Source organism: Paenibacillus sp. FSL H7-0756 (assembly GCF_038006765.1).
GTDB lineage: Bacteria > Bacillota > Bacilli > Paenibacillales > Paenibacillaceae > Paenibacillus_AQ.
Map to the genome: position 1 here is coordinate 1,147,414 of NZ_JBBOVT010000002.1, position 21,232 is coordinate 1,168,645.

Here is a 21,232-nt window from a genome sequence, read left to right on the forward strand (position 1 = left end):
AAATGCTATTCTGCTCTGTTAACAAGCTTCAAGCTACATCAGTTTCTTGATATCATCCTTGAGCTGCTCAGACTGCGGTCCGAACACAATCTGTACGGCACCCTGCCCAAGCCGCATCACACCGGAAGCACCAAGCTGCTTAAGCGCGGAGTCTTTAACCGCCTTGTCATCATTTACGTTAAGGCGCAAGCGGGTGATACAAGCATCGATGCTGCGGATGTTCCCAGGACCACCGATGTTCTCCAGAATCTTGGCGGCTCTGGAAGAGGACGACACCGTTGTTCCGCTCTTGGACAGATCAATCAGGTCCTCTTCCATATCATCCTCGCGTCCAGGAGTTTTCAGATTGAATTTGACGATAATGAACCGGAACAGCACATAATAGAGGACGAAGAAGCCAAGCCCGACCGGAATCAGCACCCACGCATTGGTGGAGAGCTTCATGTTAAGCAGGTAGTCAATGAGCCCCGCAGAGAATCCGAACCCGAGCTTCACATCCAGCACATACATCAGGAATCCGGCAAACCCGGTCAGTAAAGCGTGTACCAGATACAGCAGCGGTGCGAGGAACATGAAGGAGAATTCCAGCGGCTCCGTGATCCCTGTCAGGAAGGAAGCAATCGCCGAGCCGATGAAGATGGACGCGACCATTTTGCGTTTCTCCGGTTTGGCTGTGTGAATGAATGCCAGGGCTGCACCCGGCATAGCGAACATCATAATCGGGAAGAAGCCTGTCATGAACATTCCCGCAGTCTTATCTCCGGCGAAGAAGCGCGTCAGATCTCCGTGAACAATATCCCCTGCAGCGTTCGTGAAATCACCGAGCTGGAACCAGGCGATGGCGTTGATTACATGATGCAGGCCGAACGGGAGCAGCAGACGGTTAGCCGTCCCGAATACAAATGCCCCTGCACCGCCGAGACCGACAACCCAGGTACCGAAGTCACTGATGACATCCTGAATCGGGCTCCAGATCATACCGATCAGTACTGCGAGAATCATGGTAGTGATAGCTGTGATAATGGGTACGAAGCGTTTGCCTGCGAAGAAGCCGAGCCAGTCCGGCATTTTAATATTATGATATTTCTTGTAGAGGTAAGCGGCCCAGGCTCCGGCAAAAATCCCGCCCAGCACGCCCATATTCAGCTTCACATCATCGCCGATGAATGGCATTTGGGCCGGGAGCACCTTAAGAATACTGTCCAGCACCTGATAAGCAATGAGGGCAGACAGCGCGGCAACCGCATCCCCTGCGAACCCGATCGCTACCCCAATTGCAAAAATCAGCGCCAGATTACCGAATATAGCACCCGCACCCGCATTCAGGAAAGGAGCCACATACTGGTTGAGGAATCCGCCTACGGTACTGCCCAGATGGAAATCCTTCTCATAATTAATCAGTCCGAACCCTTGCAAAATCGCTGCCGCCGGTAAAGTTGCGACTGGAAGCATCAGAGATTTCCCTAACTTCTGTAGAAAAGCCAACATAATGAAATCATCCCCCTGGTTTCATATTAATAAGTGTATGTTCTATAGCTGTGAAGCTGCTGTGGTAAGAATACTGCTCGTTCCTGCCGTAACCTGGCCGTAATGACAATTCACCTCCGGGGTTTCCTCCCCGTTACTAGTTACTATCACTGGAGTAATGGTACGGTAGCCCGCAGCCCGGATCGCCTCCAGATCGAATTCGATCAGCGTCTGCCCTGCCTGCACTTCATCTCCGGTGGCAATATGGCTGATGAAGCCCTCGCCCCGCAAGCTGACCGTATCAATTCCAATGTGCATCAGCAGCTGTAGCCCGGAGGCATGCTCCAGGATTAGAGCGTGATTAGTTTTGACCACATGCGCAATTTTCCCGTCAAAAGGTGCCGTTAAACGTCCCTCTATAGGTTCTATGGCGATGCCTTGGCCCATATGCCCACCAGCAAAGGTCTCATCCGGCACTTCCGTTAACGGTACGGACTGTCCGCTGACCGGAGCGTATATCTCCAGGCGGGTTACCGCCACAGTAGGTTTCTCTTCTTTTTTAGCTTTCCATCTCGAAAACATAAAACTCACTCCTTGCCGCTGTTATTTATTCTTCTCTATGGTCTGGAACAGCCGGTACAGATGCATAGCCAGGAAGCAGATTTCTTCTTCGGGTACGTCTACACTGAGCTTGCCCTGCATGACCTTGCCCATCCTCTGGGCGAGCTTGTATTCATCCTTGTATTCCTTCTTAATATGCTTCACAAAAGGATTGTCGATGAGAGAACCCTGCAGAATCCGTTCAATCGAGAATCTCAAGTGGACCATCAGCCGGACATGATTCATACTGCCCTGCTCGAAGCGGATCTTGCGCTCACTGCGGATCATCTCCATCAGCTCGCTGACAATATTGGAGGCCTTCACGAGCTGGCCCACCGGCACATTGCTGACCGCAGAATAGACGTGGTAAGTAAGGAAACCGACCTCATCTTCAGGAATCTGCACTTCGAAGCCTTCGCTGATCTTCCCCGCCGCCTTGGAAGCGATCTCAAATTCCTTGGGGAAGGTCATCCGGGTCTCTTCCAGGAAAGGATTCACAATGTCCATCCCGCTGCGCAAGCGGAAAATGGTGAACTGGATGTGGCTGGGGAGCGCCAAATAGATCTTGTCGTTTAACTTGCCGGGAAACTCACGGGCGATATCAGAGATAATCTCATCTGTGATCCTCATGACTTTGGGATCAATATCCTCCAGCAAAATCTGATACTGGCTCCATTCCTCCCGGTCCTCCAGCCGAAACAGCTTCTCAATCCGGGGATCATCCGAATCAATAACACCTGTATCCTTAAGCGCAAACCCGATGCCCTTGCCGATGATTACATATTCCTTGCTCTTCTTGCCGCCTTCTACCATTACGACATTATTTCCAATCACCCGCAGCACCTGAAATTGTTCAGTGTCCCTCGCCAAGTTCCCCCTCCTTTCCGCCCATTGCCTGATTTTTTGCACAAAAAAGAGCCAAGACTGGACTCAAAGTGTTGAGTACGAATCTTGGCTCATGCCCTGTTAAGGTAACACGCCACTGCATATAAATGATCATTTATGAACCCATCATAAAGCATACCTTGTATTCCCGTCAATGGGTTTTTGGAAAAGTCAAATGTACCGGCACATTCGTGTAATGACGTCCTGCATCAGTACAGGCTTGCTGATGAAATCAGTGGCTCCGGCGGCCAGGCAGCGCTCACGGTCTTCCTTCATCGTCTTGGCAGAGACCGCAATGATCGGGAGGTCGGTGAGATGCATCTCCTCACGGATAATAGACAGCGTGTCATAACCATCCAGAACCGGCATCATAATATCCAGGAGTACGATATCCACCTCCGGCCGCTCTCTAACCACTTGAAGACATTCATACCCTGTCTGAGCGGTCATGATGATCATCCCGTAAGGCTCCAGACCCTTCTGGAGGGCATAAATATTGCGCAGATCATCATCTACAATCAGGACAGTTTTGCCTTGAAGCATGGCATATTCCTTCTCGAACAGGGAGTCCTGGGCATTACCCGGCTGCCCTTCATCAGGAACAGTCCCGGAGTGCTCCGACCCGGCTGCCGTCTGAGCCAGCTCCGCCGGATGGAACGGTTCTTCTTCACTGTCCAGTTCACGGCAAGGGAGATACAAGGTAAATGTACTGCCCTCGCCCTCTTCACTCTCCAGGCTGATATGTCCGCCCAGTAGCTGAGCCAATTGCTGGGAGATGGATAAGCCCAGACCGGTTCCCCCGAATTTGCGGGCAGTCGTTCCGTCCACCTGGCGGAAGGCCTCGAAAATCAGCTCACGGTTCTCCTTGGAGATACCGATTCCGGTATCCTGTACAGCAAAGGCCAGCACCGGTCCCTCTGTTATGTAACGCTGATCTGAATATGCCGCCAGCTTGGTAATCTCCACGGTCACTGAGCCCTGCTCCGTGAATTTGAAGGCATTGGACAGCAGATTCCGCAGAATCTGATGCAGCCGCATCTCATCGGTGAAGAACAGATCCGGAACCTCCGGGTTCAGGGTCACGTTAAACTCCACATTCTGCGCTTCGGCAAGCTTGCCGAAATAACCCTGCAGCAGTGAGGGCAGCTCGGTGAGATTAACGGCATCCATTTCCACCAGCATTTTGCCGGCTTCCACCTTGGAGAGATCCAGAATATCATTAATCATATTGAGCAGATCACTGCCGGAATTGTAGATGACTGAGGCATAGCCCAGTTCTTCCTCAGTTAAGGTATGATTACGGTTCTCCGTCAGGAGCTGTGAGAGAATCAGCATACTGTTCAGCGGCGTACGCAGCTCATGCGACATATTGGCCAGGAACTCAGATTTGTAGCGCGAGCTCTGCTCCAGCTGTTCATTGTAACGCTCCAGCTCAATCGCGGCATTCTCGGCTACATATTTCTGATTCTCAAGCTCCTTGTTCACGGTGAGCAGCTCGCTGGTCTGACTCTGAAGCTCCTCCGTCTGCATCTGCATCTCCTCAGATTGCGTCTGAAGCTCCTCTGATTGAACCTGAAGCTCTTCGTTCATCACCTGCGATTCATGCAGAAGCCTCTGGATTTCCATCCGGGTCTTCACCGAATTCACGGTAACCCCCATCATGTCCAGCAATTCCTTCAGCAGCTCGAAATGATAAGGTGCCCAACGGGTCAGTGCAGCAATCTCCAGTACGGCAACGGTCTTGTTCTCAAAAATAATCGGAGCGATCACAGCAAACTTAGGTGCCGTTCTGCCCAGAGCAGAGTTGATGTAGATATAGTCATCAGGCAATTGCTCGATCACATTCATCCGCTGATCCAGCGCACATTGACCTGCGAGGCCTACTCCCGGGTGAATAATGTCCGGTCCTATATGTTCTTCCTTATTCTCTGCTCCGGCATAGGAGTAGATACGCTCGAACAGTTCATCGTTATTCACGACGTATATAGTGGCATACTGCATTTCCAGCATAACCGACAACCGGCTGACAAAAATTCTGCACAGTGAAGGCATATCAACAGTTTCTTGCAGGGCAATCGACATTGAGGTGAGCTGTTCGCTCATCCACTGCTCCCGCTGCACATTATCCAGCAGTCCGTTCGTTGCTTCGCTGAGGTCATAGATTTCATCCAGCGTCTTCACCTTAATACGCTCTGAGCGGTTACCGCCGGAGGCAATGCTGTTAATAGCCTGTATGACGCTGTGCAATGGATTCACAATGCTGGCCGAGAGCAGATAAGTGATGAGCAGCGCAAGTACGACCACCAGTCCCCACAATATGTACATGGTGATCAGCAGCTTATGATTGCTGTCCTTCAGATTGCTGATCCGGTCATTCGTGAGCGTTCGTTCGATGTCACGGAAGTAATCGGATTGGGAGCGGATGGTGTCGACGAGATTTTTCCCCGTATCGTTGCGGAAAAAGGCATTGACCGCCTCCGTATGCCCGTTCTTCTTCAGCTCAACCACATGCTGTCCGGCGACATCGACCCACTTCTCGATATTATCCATTATCGTGTCCAGATTCCGCACCTGATTCGGGTTATCGGCAATGAGTTTGTTCAGCTTCGCTGCATTAATCCTCCACTCCACCAGCCCGTCATTATAGGGCGCCAGGTAAGACTCATCATCGGTAAGGACGTACCCCCGCTGTCCGGTCTCCATATCGAGTACATTTTTCTCAATTTGATATGTAAGTTCATGAACTTCTATATCATGATCGCTCAAGAACACGGTTTCTTTCTCCAGGCTGTTAATCCGGCCAGAGACTATAATCAGAAATAGCCCTAGCATTAATAGTATGATGACATATCCAAGTGCGATTTTGCCGCGGATCTTCAAGCTCCAAGCATGCTTCTCCGGCAATGGTCCAACCCCCGTCCAGAGTTATACTTATGCTGCATATTGTTGTCTCTCACGCTGTGGCTGCACAGGGCTTATAAATACCCCTCCGTGCGGGGCATAGGCAATCTGTCCTTGAGCTGACGCACATTGGCTTCCAGCTTGATGATGATATCCTCAAGATCCTGCGGATCGATCCCCTTAATTATCGGCACAGGGGCCGGAGTGGCTGAGGTTCTCACCTCTGCCTTCAGCTCTTTCATCTCAAGCTGCTGTTCCTGCCACTTATCCATCAGATCCGCTATGGTGGCATAGAACCGTTCATAATCCTTAATTACGCTGTCCAGAAACGTATCCACCTCTTCGGCATCATAGCCGCGAAGCTTCATACTGAATTCCTTCTCATGAATTGTAAGTGCATCAAGTGTAATACCGAGCTGGCTGAACAGCTTTCTCTGCTTATCCAGCCGCCGTTTCATATGTTCGTCCATTTCATAACCTCCAAGTGTGTGCTGCTTTCATCCGGCAGTAATTATTATAACAGGGTGAAAGCAGCCTGAAAATATCACTAAAGTTACAATTCAGCATAGAGATGTCCGCTGATTGCCCTATAACACATTAGGGTAAGGAAAGATTACGACAGTGTAACTACTAATCAAGCTGAAAGGAAGATGACACATGAGCCACTTAACCAAAGACCAATTAAATACACTCCGGGTAGCCCTTGAGGAACGCAAGGCAGAGCTGGAGCAGCATTTCTCCGGCAACGGAGCTGAAGACAGCCTGCTTGGTGATTCCCTTAATCTCTCTACGGGCGAGCTCTCTTCTGTCGATAACCATCCTGCCGATACAGGCACGGAGACCTTTGAACGCAGCCGCGATCTGTCCATCAACACCTCGCTATCCGAAGAATTAACGGAGATCGAGGCTGCACTTGTGCGAATGAATGACGGAACGTACGGCATCTGCGAGGCCAGCAAGCAAGAGATTCCTTATGAACGGCTTGAGGCCATCCCCTACACCCGCTATACCGTGGAGCATGCCCCAACCAGCAATAACACTGACACACGTCCTGTGGAAGAAGAGGTCATGACCCCGCCGCCAGCCGGTGCAGGCGAAGGACGCCAGCAGAATAGCGGACGGTTCGACGATGCCGGTGCCTGGGAAGCCGTGGAGGATTATGGCAGCGCAAGCTCGCCGGTGACCCCGCCGGGCCAGGATTCTGAAGATGAGGATTCCTGATCCGGCAGTTTAGAGCTTACAAGGCTTGTGGATAGACTGATTTAGATAAGTCCGCCGGATCGTGGCTAGAACGATAAGCATGAGCGAGCCAGCTCGTCGATCCTCCATCAGAAGTTGTCTGCTACTGCCTTATTAAGAATTCCAAGACAACGGTCCAGGTCAGCTTTCACTTGCTTCTTATACAGCTTGGCCTTCTCCTCCCCGTCCGAAGTGAAATGATACAGGACAATCTCCTGGAAATCGACCTTCGGGTCGTTTCCCTTAAGCTGCTTGGTGCGGTAAAGTATCCCTTGCTGTACCAGCTCATGCAGAGCTCGGTAAATTTCACTTTGGGGAGGGGAATAGCCATGAGCCTTGAAATCTCTGCGCAAATCCTCAAGCATCTGGTACCCATACCCTTTGTGCTGCTCCACCATTGTAATCAGGTATACCTTTATAAACGCCCGCTGGGCAATCATGAACGCCATAGGACACCTCCCGGGGTGTTTTTTTGTACGATTTGAGAATTGCAAATTTAAACTATGTCTCTAGTATAAACCCTATTTCCCAGCCTTCACAACAAGTAATTTGAGAATAAAATCCAAGCGACATCAATATAGTCCGCTAGTCATGAAGCTTAAGGTTCAGATAGCTTGAGATTTCGGGCACTTGTGGTATTTGCGTTGCCGGGTGAAGATGTTATTTTTCACTTTTTCCTGGTTTAAGGAGATAAACAGGTGTGGAGTTTGATTATGTGGGGTTGTAGGTAGATGGGGTTGTTTTTTTATTTCTTCTATTATGAATTTTTCATATAATGAAATTAGGTTATAAGCTAGTTAAAAAGCTTTCCGGTTCATATTGTGTTGATGGTTAGCTGCTTCTGCTTAAATGGGATTGCGATTATTGGAATGTTGTATTTGTAAATATTATGAATTTTTCATATGGTGAATTAACATAAAATCTCCACCTCAATCCCCCGACTTTTCACCTCCTCTCACGAACAATTTTGTTGTAATCACAACAAAAATCCTATATTATTTTAAAACCATAGAGAATGTTCTTGATAATATACAGACAGGAAAAAGTGGCGGAGGAGATTTGGGGGAAATGTTGAGGGGCTGGAAAATATATGAATAATGGAGCTGCAATCTATGAAGGAGATTCTTCGCGAGGTTGGAATGATTGCCCGGGCACTGGACTCTATCAGCAATATTGAATTTAAACAGTACGACCTAACCAGGGGCCAATATCTGTATCTGGTGCGGATCTGTGAGCATCCGGGGATCATCCAGGAGAAGCTGGCTGAAATGATTAAGGTGGACCGGACAACCGCCGCACGTGCTGTAAAGAAGCTTGAGAGTAACGGTTTTATTGAAAAACATGAAGATCAGCATAACAAAAAAATCAAACGGCTGATGCCTACAGAGAAAGGGCAAGCCGTCTACCCTCTGATCAAAAGAGAAAACGATCATTCCAACAGCGTAGCGCTGTCCGGCTTCTCCGAAAGTGAGGCAGCTACCCTGGTGAAACTGCTGCAAAAGGTAAGATCCAATGTGGAAAAAGACTGGGAGTATGTAAAAAAGGGAAACAAACGGAACTATTGATTGTACAAGTGACTATTGATTATACAAAAGGAGAATTATAGATGGCTGTTTTGATAAAGAGATGCTCTTCCGGCGATCTGGGCACCCTGCAAAAAATTAGTATTGAAACGTTTACAGACACCTTCAAAAATCAAAATTCACCAGAAGCTATAGAAGCTTATTTGAAAAAAGCATTTCATATAGAGCAGTTAAAAAAAGAATGCACCAACCGCAATTCTGAATTTCATTTCATCTATTATAATGAAGAAATTGCCGGGTACCTGAAGGTTAACGCTGAGGATGCCCAATCTGAAAATATGGGCGAGGACTCGCTCGAAGTGGAACGGATCTATATTAGAAGGCCCTTTCACAGGCTGGGGCTAGGGAAACTTCTTATAGAGAAGGCGGTGGAACTTGCAGTCGAAAAGAATAAAAGGAAGCTCTGGCTGGGGGTTTGGGAACAAAACGGGAACGCGATTTCTTTTTACAACAATATGAATTTCGTACAGACGGGAGCTCACTCTTTCTATATGGGTGACGAGGAGCAAACGGATCTGATCATGACGAGAATCATCCGCTAGAACAACCAGGCAGTCAGCACAAGAACTGCCCGGGGTTGTCCCAGGCAGCTGTTGGATGAAGCTATATTAGCGGGGGTTAACCGCTGTAAGATTAGATTTTGTCCCGGTTATAAAGGTCTGGATCACGGTCTGCGTTCATCGCGCCCCTGTTGCCCAAAGAGTTGCCGACTCTGGTATCCTCCGGGTACAGGCTGTCGTACCGGCCCGAGTTGAGTGAACGGTTACCCCGGAACACGGTATGGATATCTCTTCCGCGGCCGTTGTCATCGACGAGGACGAGGATTTTGCCGCTGTCGATGTAGCCTTCGTAATCTCTGGCCTCATCTTCGGGAATGCCGAGTCCGATTAATCCGCCCACCAGACCGCCTGCTCCTACTCCGATGGCAGCCCCTGTTAACGTAGCTGCGATTGGGCCTGCAGCAAGGATTGGACCAATTCCCGGAATGGCCAGCGCACCGATCCCGGCCAGCAGTCCGGTAATTCCGCCAACAACGCCGCCGGTAGCCGCTCCAGTAGCAACGCCTTCAGGCGCCATCGTTCCTGTATCTTCAGATATGTGTTTCAGGTCATCCCGATCCTTCGTAATTACTGAAATCTCATCGTTCGTGAACCCTTGACTCTGCAAACTTTCAATTGCTCTGGTTGCTTCTTGTTCCGTATCGAATACACCAATAATTTTCTCTGTCACTTGAAGCCCTCCTTCGTAATTGTTGTTCGCTATTGTATTACCCGTTCACACGGCGGCCAAACAGGAAATGTATCTCCGGTTGCATTATGAATAACATTAAGAACAAGGACCGCTCTATTCTATTTGGAAGGACGGGTACGGTTGGTAGGCACTGCTTCCAGCGGATTATCCGGCCAGTAGTGCTTGGGATAACGGCCTTTCAGATCTTTTTTCACCTCGAAATAGGTGTTCTGCCAGAAGCTGGCCAGATCTGAGGTAATCTGCATCGGCCTTCTCGCCGGAGACAGCAGGTGTAGCAGCACCGGCACCTTCCCTCCGCCTATCCGCGGGGTATCCATCTGCCCGAACATCTCCTGGAGCCTTACCGCAAGTACCGGCGCTCCCGGATTGCTGTAATCCAAAGGGACACGCGAACCGCTCGGTACCGTTATATGTGTCGGCGCCTCCCTGTTCAGCTGCTGGCGGCTGTTCCAGTCCAGCATTCCCTCCAGCGCCTGCGTCAGCTTCACCCTCTGCAGGTCACGGAGATTCCGCATCCCTTGCATAAAGGGTGCCAGCCATTCGTCCAATGTATCCGTCAATGCCTCATCCGACATATCGGGCCAGTCAGCCCGCAGCGAGTGCATGAATTCCATACGTTGCCGCAGTTGAGTGGTCCCTTTCTCCCAAGGCAGCAGCTGTAATCCTTCCGCCGCGATCACCTTCAGCAATACGCTCTCTGTCTCCTCGGGAGTAGCCCGCTCATGGGTCGTCTGCTTCAGAATGAGCACCCCCAGCCGGGTCACTCTTCGCGCCTTCACGCTTCCGCTCTCACTGTCCCAGTAGACTTCGCGCTCCTCCAGAAGGCTGTCCGCATGATGCTTCAGCAGGTCCTGCTCGGAGAGCGCTGCGGCAAGCATAATCCGGCTCTGCCCGGCACGGTCATCCACGCCGGGCGCCACGATATAGGGCGAGCGCGCCAGCGGCTGCCCCTCGCGCATCGCCGCCCCCCGGCCGCCGGACAGCAGGAACGCGCCATTGCCGCGTCCCTGCCCGATGCGGTCGGGATAGGCGAACGACAGCAGCAGGCCGCTGCGGCTGATGTCGCCGGGCCCTTCGCCTGGCGCTGCCTGCAGCTGCGCCAGGAAGCTGCGGCTCTCGCGCTGCACCGCGCGCAAGGCCGCCGGGTCCGCTCCGCCGCTGCTGGCGGAGCGCTCGTACCCGAGCAGCGTCTCCACGCGCAGCGTGAGGTCGCTGTCTAGAGCCGCGGGACCCTTGAAGAGGTCCCGCTCTTGCAGCAGCGCAGCGAGCCTGGCGGCGAGCGGCGCGGCTGCAAGGTCTGCCGCGCGCAGCAGCATATGCGCGATGCGCGGGTGTGCGCCAAGCACGGCCATGCTGCGGCCGTGCGGCGTAATGGCGCCGCCGGCGTCCAGCGCGCCGAGCTGGCGCAGCAGCGCCGTGGCCTGCGCGTAAGGCGCGGCAGGCGGCGCGTCCAGCCAGGCGAGCGCTCCCGGTTCGCGCACGCCCCAGAGCGCCAGCTCCAGGGCGAGCTGCGCCAAGTCAGTCTCCATGATCTCCGGGACATTGTCGTCCGGCAGATGATCATGCGCCTCCCGGCTCCACAGCCTGTAGCAGACGCCCGGCGCTGTGCGGCCTGCCCTGCCGCGCCGCTGATCAGCCGATGCCTTCGAGACCGGCACCGTCGTTAAGCGCGGCATGCCGGTACGCGCAGAAAATACCTGTGTCCGGCGCAGCCCTGTGTCAATCACCGAGCGTACCCCTTCGATTGTCAGACTCGTCTCGGCAATCGAAGTCGCCAGCACGACCTTCCGTTCGCCGTCCACCGCAGGAGCCACCGCAGCATCCTGCTGCGGCTGCGGCAACTGGCCATAGAGCGGCCGCACTACCGTTCCCGGCGGCAGGCTTCCTGACGCCAGCTCCTGCTCCGTCCGGCGGATTTCCCGCTCCCCGGGCAGAAAAACAAGCACATCCCCCGGCTGCTCAGCGAGTGCCCGGTTGACAGCGGCGGCTGCGGATTTCTCAGGAGAAACATTACTTGCCTCCGGCATATAGATCGTATCCACAGGATAGGTGCGTCCCGGGCAACGCACGACTGGCGCTTCCCCCAGCAGAGAAGCTACGCGGTCTCCGTCCAGAGTCGCCGACATCACCAGAATGCGCAGATCCTCGCGCAGCACACTCTGCGCTTCAAGCGCCAGTGCCAGTCCAAGATCCGCATGCAGACTGCGCTCATGGAACTCATCAAAGATCACAAGCCCCACATCCCCCAAGGAAGGATCGCTCTGGAGCATTCTCGTCAGCACACCTTCCGTCACTACAACAATGCGTGTATTCCGCCCCACCCGGGTATCCATCCGCATACGGTAGCCTACGGTCTGCCCCACACTCTCTCCCAGACAAGCAGCCATATAAGCAGCGGCCGAACGGGCGGCGAGGCGTCTGGGCTCCAGCATCAGAATAGTTTTACCGGCCAGCCAGGGCTCCTCCAAAAAGGCAGGCGGCACCGCCGTGGTCTTCCCCGCCCCAGGCTCAGCAATCAGAACCGCCGCTGCACGGTCTGTCAGAATTCTCTTCAGGTCAGGGAGCACCTGCATAATCGGAAGCTGCTTCATTTCATCTCTCCATCATCTGCTAAAGGTTAAGTTAAATCTCCATCTCCCTATCATCGGCGAATTCATTCCAGATATCAAGCGGTTCGTTGCTGCTGTGCGAGGATTTAGTCTTCAACAATACGTGGAAAAATGTAGTTTAGTTTGTTGATTTCGTATGATTAGAGGCAAACAAGTGGAAAAAGGGCAACTATTGCTGTTAGGTTGACCATTAAAAGAAACCTGTGATAATTTAAGTTCCCTTTTTCCAATTACTGTTCCCGAAACGCCAATCCGATCATCAGCAAGTGGAGGAAATCCACCTATTCCCCCCTCCCAACTAATCTTCCAAGTGGAAACGGTTTTGCCGTCCTTTTAAAGGACGGTACCGTTTCAGCGAGAAATAGAAGGATATAAGTTATCGTGTGCAACATACAAATTCTTCTATTTGCACAAAAACCCCCGGTTTCATGAACCGGAGGCCTCATATTTACTTCAATACTCGTCTACTCATCTGTTCCCCTATTCACTAGCTCGCCTATCCATCCATTCAACTATCATATTCATCTTTTCACTATTCATTTATCTTCCATCCGCCCAGTCGCCCTGCCATATCACTGACTACTCCCTGCCATCCCGTTCCGCCCCGGCCAGCCGCAGCCCGACCGCATCCCCGTAATCTGCATAGGCAGCATTGCCTTCCAGACCCCGTTCCTGCAAAAGCATCTGAAGGCGCAGCCGCTTCAGGGAGAGCTTACCCTCCAGCTCCTTGCGTTCCCCGGCCGTACTGTTGCCGCTGCGGTGGCAGGCTACCAGCAGCTCTTCGAGCGTTACGCACTCTGCCCGCAGCGTCAATTCCTCCGGCAGCAGCCCGGCATTCTTCATAATCTTGTAGGACATCCGCAATTCCTCCGGTACGCCGGAGAGATCCTCCAACTCCAGTGGCTTACCGTGCCCCGGCAGATTGGCAAACTCTCCGCTGCGCATCGCTTCCTGAATTCTCTGTTCTGCAAGCCAAGATAATATAGCCATACACACCGCACCTTTCATCAGCAGCTGAGCATCTCTTCTTATTACATCCGGCTTACCTGCCGCCGCTTTGCCCTCATTTTACCACAGCCGCTGATCAAATTCCTTCCGTTCCCATCCCCGCCTGTCCTCTATTTCTGCTTATGATAGCCGCGCTCCCCGTAAGGAGACAGCTGCTCCAGCCATTTACTCTCCATCTCCGGCAGCATTTTGCGGTACTTCTTCAGCTCCTGCACATCCGCGACGAAATCCTCCTCAGGCTTAATCTGCTCCAGCACCTCGAAGCGGAAGCCCGTTTCACCGCGTTCATTCCAGTCTTCCTGCAGCGCCTTGTTGTCATGGCCTTTGATATCCAGCATGAACTTATGCTTATTCCAGACCCCGTCCAGATTCAGGCTGCTTCCCACAAACATTTTGTCATTGCCGGTGTTCACAATCCGGTATACCCCCATCGGCCTGTGCGAGTGTGCGTAATTATATCCCAGTTCCTTGCGTCTCGTTTTATCCGTCATTTCTTCTCTCCCCTTCTTATCTCCGTTATAATTTCACCCAGTAGCTGCTTCCGTCTTCTTCACGATCCAGCAGCCCGTAATCGATCAGATACCGCCGGAGCGTCACGTAATCGGGGTAAGCCGCTTCAAGTACCGCATTGATTTCCTTCTCACTGTACCTGCGCCCGGTCTCAAAACGCTGCAGCAAATGCCGCAGAATAGCCGCCTTCCGCTTCTGCCGCTTAGGGAACTCTGACAACGGGCCGTCCGGCCCTTGTTTGAAATAGGTGCCCAGAATCTCGGCGTTCTCCTGCTCCGTAATCGCGAACCGTTCATCGACCATCACAGCCGTACGCGGAATACTGACAAAAGGCGATGAAGCTCCCGGCTTCTCCTCAGCCAGCTCCATAACCGCCAAAAACAGCTTGGCCTGCTTCACCTTCTCGCGAAGCGTGAACCGGTGGTTACGCACCGTAGAGGTGCTGCCGATTCCCAGCTCCTTGGCTGCTTCTGCATCGCTAAGACTTTGGCGGAAGGCCTGCAGCAGCCCCTTTTGTAATTCGGTCAACCCGCTCAGCTTCTTGTCCAGTGTCAGCAGCCAATTGAACATCCCGCCATGAACCCTGTCCACATGCAGAGCGGCGAACTTCTCCGCTTCGTAATACTGCCCGGCATCCTGATAGATCAAGCCCTTCTCGAAGGCAGCGCCACAGACCAGACAATGGTACTTTTCCGTCCGCTCTTCCGTCTCCACATTATAGCCCTGCTTCAATTCTGCAATGGACGCATTCCAGAATTTTTCTGATATCCGCACCGCCTCATTCTCTCCTGTCAACTGGACCACCACATCCTTTGTTTGCTTTTATATAGACATATTATCATTTCGTTTGTTATTTAACAAGTATCTAATTAGACCATTTTCCGCAAAAGAAAAACACCGCCAATCATGGCAGTGTCTCATAGCAGAAACGGGAGGCAGAATATGCTTAAGACAGCAACGACTCCGCACCGTCAATCACAATCTGCGAGCCGGTAATATGAATGGATTCATCCGAGGCGAGGAAGGCGACCAGATCGGCGACATTCTCCGGTTTACCCGGTCCGTCTGCCAGCGGCTGTGCTCCCTCCGGGAATTCAATCGGGATGACAATGGACTCCACTTCATCGTTCCACTCCGTGCTCTCATCAATATTCGTGGCAATCGCTCCCGGACAAATGACATTCACGCGGATTTTAAACTTAGCCAGCTCCAGTGCAGCCATCTTGGCAAAAGCAACCTGACCAGCCTTAGTAGTACTATATGGTGACCAGCCGAAGCTGGTAAATCTGCTGTTGCCGTTGATCGAGCTGGTAATAATAATGCTGCCTTTACCCTTCTCCTTCAGATGAGGAATGCTGTATTTCAGCGTCAGAAAGGTGCCTGTGAGGTTGACCGACAGGGTCTTCTCCCAATCAGTTACGCTCAGCTCCTCAATCGGACCGACCACTCCGTTAATGCCTGCATTGGCGAACACAATATCCAGACCTCCGAAATGCTCCACGGTTCTGCGCACCGCTTCCTCCATCCGGCCGGCATCCGAAGTATCCACATCAATGGCTAAGGCACAGTCCTTGCGCAGCTTGTTCAGCTTCTGCTCCAGGATAGAGGTACGTTCGTTCACCAGATCGAACAAGGCGACATTCGCGCCTTCACGTGCCAGCTGGATCGCTGCCGCTCTGCCGATTCCCGAGCCCGCACCTGTAATGATGGCTGTTTTCCCTTGAAAACGTTGCTTTTTTGCTATATTGGGGCTCATATGTACACTCTCCTTCCATGAATACCATTCTGCTGATAATGGCTCTGTTTCAAGATTACCCAATTGATGCTCGATTATAATCAGATTATGCAAAAAATTGCACAAACCTCGTGCAACATGCACAGCACATCCGCTAACCGGGCATAGCGTGCAGCTTACCGGCAACAGCAAAGAACCCACATCTGCGGGGTCTCCTCTACGTATTCAATTCTCCAGCTGCCGGACATCCACTTTAACCGTAAGCGTGCCTGCTGCTCCGCGGTATACGCCTTTAACCGGAACAATATCCTTATAATCCCGTCCATGGCCAAGCTTGATGTACCGCCAGTTCACTTCAACATTATTGGTCGGATCGAAGCCCAGCCAGCCCGTACCCGGAATATGCGTCTCCACCCAGGCATGGGAGGCCTGTTCGAAGTTAGCGTTGCCCCCTTGCAAATCCCCGACAAAATGGTACCCGCTCACATAACGCGAGGGCAAGCCGACACTGCGGCAGACCGCAATCATCAGATGCGCATAGTCCTGGCAGACTCCGCGCTTGAGCATCAGTGCTCTTTTCACTGTAGTATTGACGCTAGTCGCCTCAGGATCGTACGTAAACTGCTCATAGATCGTGGACGACAGCTTCCGAGTCCATTCATACATATCCTCGGCTTCCTCAAAAGGATGCTGCGACGCGAATTCCACCAGCTCCGGCGTCACCTCGGTGTACCGGGTAGGCAGAATAAACTCTATATACCGGTTCTGAAACTTCTCGTCATTCAGCAGCTTCACCTGCTCCTCCAGCGGGATATGCGGCAGATCCGTGCCTTGCGCCTTGTCGAGCGTGACCACGGTAGCTTTGGTGTGGATCACCATTTCCGTATGCGGCTTATTCACCGAATAGGCATGGACCCGGTTGCCGAAGAAATCCTCATACGTTAGCAGATTGGCCGCCGGATGCACCTCTACTTCATGGTGATAGCAGGATTGCCGGTAGTTCGTGCGCGGCGTCAGCCGGATCTCATTGACACTGTCCGTCACCGGCTCGGGGTAGCTGTAGGTGGTTGTGTGATTGATTTGTATTTTCATACCGAGACTCCTTCACGGCGAAAAAAAGCACCGTCCATCGTTCTGCCGAGCCTCTGACAGGATATCATGAGTGAATCCAGCACATCCAGGGCCAGGTCCCCGGACATCTCATCCTTCTCCATATAATCAAGCTCCGCCTTGATCTTGCCCGCCTGCCGGATCACCTTCTCATGCCCCGAGCCCTTCTCTGCCGTGTCCAGCTCCAGCTTGGCCAGATGCTCCTCCAGCTTGTGGAACGAGAAGCGGATCGAACGGGGAAAGAACGGGTTCACGATCAGGAATTCAAGAATACACTCCGGCGACATATCATCCGCATAATACCGGCGGAAGGATTGATAGCCGCTTACCGATTTCAGCACGGCCTGAAGCTGGGTATAGATCGAGCTGATATCCTTCGACTTGCAGGATACCGTGACGGTCTGCAGGATACGGGTCGTATTCTCTGCCCGCTCCAGAAACCGGCCGCTCTCGATGAAATGCCATTCATTGCCCCGCAGCATCACCGATTGCTCCGCACCGAGGAACATCGCCGCCCGTTCCTTAACCTGCTGATAGAATTGATGGGGACTGCGCATGATATCCGCTACCGACTGCTCCCCCAGCCACAGGTTGAAGCCGTTGACTATATCCCACAGCTCACTCGGCAGATGCTGGCGCAGGGTGCGCAGATTGTTCCTAGCTTGATGCACACAGGAGAATAGGGAGTTGGTATTCCCCATATCCAGTGTGATGAAGGACAATACATCCTGCTCGTTGAAGCTCTCAAACTGCTGCAAATATTCGCTTCGCACCCCAAGCGCGTCAATCAGGCGAGACCACTTATGCCCCTCTTCCTGGAAATCCTTTTCCTGCTGGATATGGTAATGCACGTCGATCAGCCGGGCGTGATTCTCAGCCCTTTCAATATATCGGCCGATCCAGAATAGAGCCTCCGCATTGCGATTCAGCATTCTAGCCCCCCCTTTACCTTAGAAAAGTCTCTAGGCCATTACCCAGGTATCCTTCACTCCGCCGCCTTGGGAGGAGTTCACAACCAGCGAGCCTTCACGCATCGCCACCCGGGTCAGCCCCCCTGGAATGACATGCGGCTTGCGGTCAGCCCCCATCAGCACAAAGGCTCTCAGATCAATATGGCGCGGAGCCATACTGCCTTCTGACATGACCGGCGCACGGGACAGTGACATAATCGGCTGAGCGATGTAACGCTCGGGTTCTGCCAGTATTTTGAGCCGGAAGTCTATGATCTCGTCCTTCGTGGCCTCACTTCCGATCAGCATGCCGTAGCCCCCGGAGAGAGACGTCTCCTTCACCACCATTTCAGACAGATGATCCAGCACATACTGGCGCTCTTGCGGCCGTGACAGCAGATAGGTCGGCACATTACTCAGAATCGGCTCTTCATTAAGGTAATAGCGGATCATATCCGGTACATATACATACATGGCCTTGTCATCAGCTACCCCGGTTCCCGGCGCATTGGCAATCGCGATATTTCCTGCCCGGTAGGCATTCATCAGACCTGCAACCCCAAGCAGCGAGCTGGGCTGAAAAGCAAGCGGATCAATGAAATCATCATCCAGCCGGCGGTACAGCACATCGACCTTGCGCAGCCCGTTCATCACCTTCAGGTAGATTTTGTGGTCCTGTGCAACCAGGTCGCGGCCCTCAACAAGATGAATTCCCATCTGCTGCGCCAGAAAAGCATGTTCATAATAAGCCGAATTGTATTCCCCCGGAGTCAGTAGAGCAATGACCGGATCTTTGGTCCGGGACGGCGACAGGCTGCGCAGTACAGAGAGGAAACGGTTCAGGCTGTGATCGACATCGCGGATGGAGCTGGCAAACGACAACTCAGGAAACAGCTGATTCATGAGCGATCTGCCCTTGAACAGATACGAGAAGCCAGAGGGTGTGCGCAAATTATCCTCAAGCACATAATACCCGCCGTCATGATGCCGGATCAGATCAATTCCTGAAGTGGTGATGTACGCACCGCCGGGTACGCGGAGTCCGGACATTTCCGGCCGGAAATAACAGTTCGAAATAATCATTCTCCGCGGCACTATACCGTCCTTCACGATGTATTGCTCATGGTAAATATCATGAATGAACAGATTCAGTGCGGTAATCCGCTGCACGATGCCCGCCTCCAGCCGTTCCCATTCCCCCTTGGGAATAATGCGCGGAATCATGTCAAACGGAATTGTCCGCTCCATCGGCTGATCCTGTGCCGGATTATACAGCGTAAAGGTAATGCCTTCTTCCATCATCCGACGCTGCATCAGCTTTTGCTTGCCTTGCAGCTCTTCGGGGCTCATCCCGGTAAACATGCGGTTCACATGCTTGTAATGAGGCCGGACGTTCCGTTCATCCGCATACATCTCATCATAGAAATGCTGCAGCGGATACGGGGACAGGCCGGGCAAAGGATCTAGTTTGGACATGAGCCCGACTCCTCTCGGATCAGTATAATGTGTTATGTTTCTTGACAAATAAGTTCAAAATTTAAAAATTCACCACGAAAATATGATTTACTACCTCCATAATACGTAAATGATATTATCCATGTCAATATATATAACAGCAAAATGGAGTTTCCGAATCATTCTGCCCGTTTGGAATCGCTTCCTTTCTCTTAACCTTGCTTTTCGGGGTGCTGCGCGTTCATTCCACATCCCATTGTATGCCGGAGTGCTGACAAGCAGTACTATTATGAATTTTTCATATGATGTATTTTTATTATATTTTCCGGCAATTTCTTCAAGGATTCAAGGAGATTTGAAAAAGACAGTACCTTATCAGATTTATTGATTTAAAATAGTCGAGCAGACGCAATTCCGCTTCGAATCACATCTTTTTCTAAATGGGCCTTGTTCTTCAGGGCGTTTGGTTTAGCGTAACGGACTGAGGTGCTTTTACTTGGGAAGAAAGTCGTCCATTGAGCGAGTAACGGACTCCACAGGCCTTATCCTTTGCACTTCAGTTCCGAAACGTCTCATAAAGAGACTATAAGGTTGCCTGAGTCCGTTACGCTGCAAAAAGTGGCGTTTTCGCGGGGATAAGCTCTCTTCGGTCCGTTAGGTTTTGGGTTTAATCAATAATTGGATAAGCTACTTCTATCAGTGTTTGTTTTTTCTATTTAGCTGAAATACACTTAATTAAGTGTGTTTTTCCCAACTGCTGCTTTGACAGCACCAATTTGTTCATTAATCTTCCATCACCCTCCTCTCAGGTTGTAAGATTCATTCAACACACAACACAAAAAACTCCCCGGAAATTCATCCTTTCCCGGGGAGTGCACAGCCTGTTGTATATAGGTTCTGACTATCTTATCCATTCATAGTTAAACGGTTATTCCCCGGAGTCAGCTTCTTCTTCCGAGATCATGCCTGCGAACAGGGCGTGCACGAACTGGTCGGAGTCGAACGGCTGAAGATCTTCCATTTTCTCGCCAAGGCCGACCAGTTTCACCGGCAGGTTCATTTCCTGGCGGATCGCTACCACGATCCCGCCCTTCGCCGTACCGTCGAGCTTCGTCAATACGAGACCGGTCACGCCGCTCTTCTCTCCGAACAGCTTAGCCTGAGTTAGCGCATTCTGCCCGGTGGTCGCATCCAGTACCATCAGCACCTCATGCGGGGCGCTTGGAATCTCCCGCTGGATGACACGGAAGATCTTGTTCAGCTCTTCCATCAGATTGCTCTTGTTCTGCAGCCGGCCTGCCGTATCGCAGATCAGCACATCCACACTGCGCTGCTTGGCAGCCTGAACCGCATCATACATCACGGCAGCCGGGTCCGAGCCCGACTGCTGCTTGATAACATCCACTCCGGCACGCTTGCCCCACACCTCAAGCTGTTCAATAGCTCCGGCACGGAAGGTGTCGCCAGCCGCCAGCAGAACCTTCTTGCCTTCCTGCTTGTAGCGGTGCGCCAGCTTGCCGATGGTCGTCGTCTTCCCGACTCCGTTCACGCCAACGAACAGGATCACGGTAATGCCGTCCGGATTCTCGTTCAGACTGTTGTCGTCATCGCCGCGCAGCAGCTCCATCAGCTTGCGGGAGAGAATCGGCTGAAGCTCCGCCGCGTCCTCGATCCGCTTCTGCTTCACTTCGGCACGCAGCTCCTCCACCAGATTCATGACCGTATTTACGCCTACGTCAGCGCCGATCAGAATCTCTTCCAGCTCCTCGTAGAACTCTTCATCTATCTTTTTGCGGCGGATAATCAGATCAGAGACCTTCTCAACGAAGCCCTTGCGTGTTTTCTCCAGACCGTCGCGGAACTGTTTCGTTACGCTTTCCGTTTTGCCGGAGATGCTGTCTTTCAGTTTTTTGAAAAAACTCATATGCT

General features: G+C 52.0%; 19 protein-coding genes. 3 read left to right on the plus strand and 16 right to left on the minus strand.

The window, feature by feature from the left end; all coding sequences use genetic code 11:
- Window positions 1-33 precede the first annotated feature (33 nt).
- The 5 genes from NST04_RS21585 to NST04_RS21605 form a co-directional block, all read right to left on the minus strand.
- Entirely contained in the window at window positions 34-1,488 is a 1,455-nt protein-coding gene (locus NST04_RS21585; RefSeq protein WP_341186089.1) for a PTS transporter subunit EIIC, read from the minus strand.
- Window positions 1,489-1,530: 42 nt separating this feature from the next.
- The gene (locus tag NST04_RS21590) at window positions 1,531-2,049 is read right to left on the minus strand and encodes a PTS sugar transporter subunit IIA (RefSeq protein ID WP_341186090.1); all 519 of its coding nucleotides are present in this window, start codon (window positions 2,047-2,049) and stop codon (window positions 1,531-1,533) included.
- A gap of 21 nt (window positions 2,050-2,070) precedes the next feature.
- Window positions 2,071-2,937 carry a PRD domain-containing protein gene (locus tag NST04_RS21595; RefSeq protein ID WP_341186091.1) on the minus strand — a complete coding sequence of 289 codons (867 nt, stop codon included), beginning with the start codon at window positions 2,935-2,937 and terminating at the stop codon, window positions 2,071-2,073.
- A gap of 186 nt (window positions 2,938-3,123) precedes the next feature.
- A complete protein-coding gene (locus NST04_RS21600) occupies window positions 3,124-5,856 on the minus strand; it encodes a CHASE3 domain-containing protein (RefSeq protein ID WP_341186092.1) in 2,733 nt (910 codons plus the stop codon).
- Window positions 5,857-5,927: 71 nt separating this feature from the next.
- The gene (locus NST04_RS21605) at window positions 5,928-6,323 is read right to left on the minus strand and encodes a DivIVA domain-containing protein (RefSeq protein ID WP_341186093.1); all 396 of its coding nucleotides are present in this window, start codon (window positions 6,321-6,323) and stop codon (window positions 5,928-5,930) included.
- Window positions 6,324-6,510: 187 nt separating this feature from the next.
- On the opposite strand from NST04_RS21605, the gene NST04_RS21610 reads away from it, so the two are divergent.
- A complete protein-coding gene (locus NST04_RS21610) occupies window positions 6,511-7,074 on the plus strand; it encodes a TraR/DksA C4-type zinc finger protein (protein ID WP_341186094.1) in 564 nt (187 codons plus the stop codon).
- Window positions 7,075-7,181: 107 nt separating this feature from the next.
- Here the strand turns inward: NST04_RS21610 and NST04_RS21615 are convergent, their stop codons facing one another.
- Window positions 7,182-7,541: a helix-turn-helix transcriptional regulator gene (locus NST04_RS21615; protein ID WP_340753846.1), complete on the minus strand. Its 360-nt coding sequence runs from the start codon at window positions 7,539-7,541 to the stop codon at window positions 7,182-7,184.
- 663 nt (window positions 7,542-8,204) lie between these two features.
- Between NST04_RS21615 and NST04_RS21620 the strand changes: the two genes are divergently transcribed.
- Window positions 8,205-8,657 carry a MarR family winged helix-turn-helix transcriptional regulator gene (locus NST04_RS21620; protein WP_341186816.1) on the plus strand — a complete coding sequence of 151 codons (453 nt, stop codon included), beginning with the start codon at window positions 8,205-8,207 and terminating at the stop codon, window positions 8,655-8,657.
- A gap of 41 nt (window positions 8,658-8,698) precedes the next feature.
- Complete coding sequence (locus tag NST04_RS21625) at window positions 8,699-9,217, plus strand: GNAT family N-acetyltransferase (RefSeq protein WP_341186095.1); 519 nt, start codon at window positions 8,699-8,701, stop codon at window positions 9,215-9,217.
- Between the two features lie 91 nt (window positions 9,218-9,308).
- Here the strand turns inward: NST04_RS21625 and NST04_RS21630 are convergent, their stop codons facing one another.
- The 10 genes from NST04_RS21630 to ftsY all read right to left on the minus strand — a co-directional run bounded on the left by NST04_RS21630 (window position 9,309) and on the right by ftsY (window position 21,227).
- Window positions 9,309-9,905: a general stress protein gene (locus NST04_RS21630; RefSeq protein WP_341186096.1), complete on the minus strand. Its 597-nt coding sequence runs from the start codon at window positions 9,903-9,905 to the stop codon at window positions 9,309-9,311.
- A gap of 119 nt (window positions 9,906-10,024) precedes the next feature.
- Window positions 10,025-12,517, minus strand: a complete 2,493-nt coding sequence (gene hrpB, locus NST04_RS21635; RefSeq protein ID WP_341186097.1) for an ATP-dependent helicase HrpB — start codon at window positions 12,515-12,517, stop codon at window positions 10,025-10,027.
- Window positions 12,518-13,114: 597 nt separating this feature from the next.
- On the minus strand, window positions 13,115-13,525 hold the full coding sequence (locus NST04_RS21640) for a DnaJ family domain-containing protein (RefSeq protein WP_341186098.1): 411 nt from the start codon (window positions 13,523-13,525) through the stop codon (window positions 13,115-13,117).
- Window positions 13,526-13,653: 128 nt separating this feature from the next.
- Complete coding sequence (locus NST04_RS21645; RefSeq protein WP_341186099.1) at window positions 13,654-14,034, minus strand: GIY-YIG nuclease family protein; 381 nt, start codon at window positions 14,032-14,034, stop codon at window positions 13,654-13,656.
- Window positions 14,035-14,059: 25 nt separating this feature from the next.
- Complete coding sequence (locus NST04_RS21650; protein WP_341186100.1) at window positions 14,060-14,827, minus strand: DUF2087 domain-containing protein; 768 nt, start codon at window positions 14,825-14,827, stop codon at window positions 14,060-14,062.
- A 172-nt stretch (window positions 14,828-14,999) separates the two neighbouring features.
- Window positions 15,000-15,809 (minus strand): SDR family oxidoreductase, encoded by an 810-nt coding sequence (locus NST04_RS21655; RefSeq protein ID WP_341186101.1) that lies wholly within the window; start codon window positions 15,807-15,809, stop codon window positions 15,000-15,002.
- 204 nt (window positions 15,810-16,013) lie between these two features.
- Window positions 16,014-16,880: a transglutaminase family protein gene (locus NST04_RS21660; protein ID WP_341186102.1), complete on the minus strand. Its 867-nt coding sequence runs from the start codon at window positions 16,878-16,880 to the stop codon at window positions 16,014-16,016.
- Window positions 16,877-17,830 carry an alpha-E domain-containing protein gene (locus tag NST04_RS21665; RefSeq protein WP_341186103.1) on the minus strand — a complete coding sequence of 318 codons (954 nt, stop codon included), beginning with the start codon at window positions 17,828-17,830 and terminating at the stop codon, window positions 16,877-16,879. The genes NST04_RS21660 and NST04_RS21665 overlap by 4 nt, the downstream gene beginning before the upstream one ends.
- 30 nt (window positions 17,831-17,860) lie before the next feature.
- The gene (locus tag NST04_RS21670) at window positions 17,861-19,324 is read right to left on the minus strand and encodes a circularly permuted type 2 ATP-grasp protein (RefSeq protein ID WP_341186104.1); all 1,464 of its coding nucleotides are present in this window, start codon (window positions 19,322-19,324) and stop codon (window positions 17,861-17,863) included.
- Between the two features lie 907 nt (window positions 19,325-20,231).
- The gene (gene ftsY / locus NST04_RS21675) at window positions 20,232-21,227 is read right to left on the minus strand and encodes a signal recognition particle-docking protein FtsY (RefSeq protein ID WP_341021536.1); all 996 of its coding nucleotides are present in this window, start codon (window positions 21,225-21,227) and stop codon (window positions 20,232-20,234) included.
- Window positions 21,228-21,232: the final 5 nt, after the last annotated feature.